We start from the raw sequence: 537 nt of genomic DNA, 5'->3' as shown, positions 1-537 counted from the left end.
ATGGAATTCGTTTGGATTTCTCATGTGGCAGAAGTTACTGAATATAGAATTGCACAAATTGTTGACAATGGACAAGTAGTACAAATATCACTTGTGGAAAATGTTCAAACCGAGCCCATTTCACAAAAACAGTTGATCATGGAATCAGTATCAAAAAAACTAGATGATGAGACAAAAAAGCAGGTATTTCCTCTACTTGACGCAATCCTGCAGGCACAGCCAACAATCAAAATCAAGAGCTACCAACAGACTTCGATTACCATCAATATGCCAAAAAACAGGTATGAAAGGATGGGTCGACCTCAAGTTGGTGAAAAACTTGAAGTGAATTTGAGAAAAATGGGTTAATAACTAAAAATGATTGTATCCGTTAATTAGCTTCATTACTTCTAACAAATTATTATCTTGAATTTTTTAAACTCCACTAACAGGATGCGTTAGTTATTGAAAAATACTAGTTTAATTCAAAAATGTGAACTTTGTAAAAAAGAGTTAGGATTTAATGATCAAACTATCAGGCATGAGAAAATGTGGTAT

At 33.1% G+C, this 537-nt stretch carries 1 protein-coding gene; it reads left to right on the top strand.

All coding sequences use genetic code 11. From position 1 onward, the window contains the following. Window positions 1-348, top strand: a 348-nt coding sequence (locus tag V3W49_RS23010) for a hypothetical protein (protein WP_500148302.1), incomplete at its 5' end; no start/stop codon positions are given. Window positions 349-537: the final 189 nt, after the last annotated feature.

It is taken from the genome of Rosenbergiella sp. YN46 (assembly GCF_036620675.1).
Classification (GTDB): domain Bacteria; phylum Pseudomonadota; class Gammaproteobacteria; order Enterobacterales; family Enterobacteriaceae; genus Jejubacter.
Note: the sequence above shows the minus strand (reverse complement) of the source record. Positions and strands in the feature narration are given on the sequence as shown.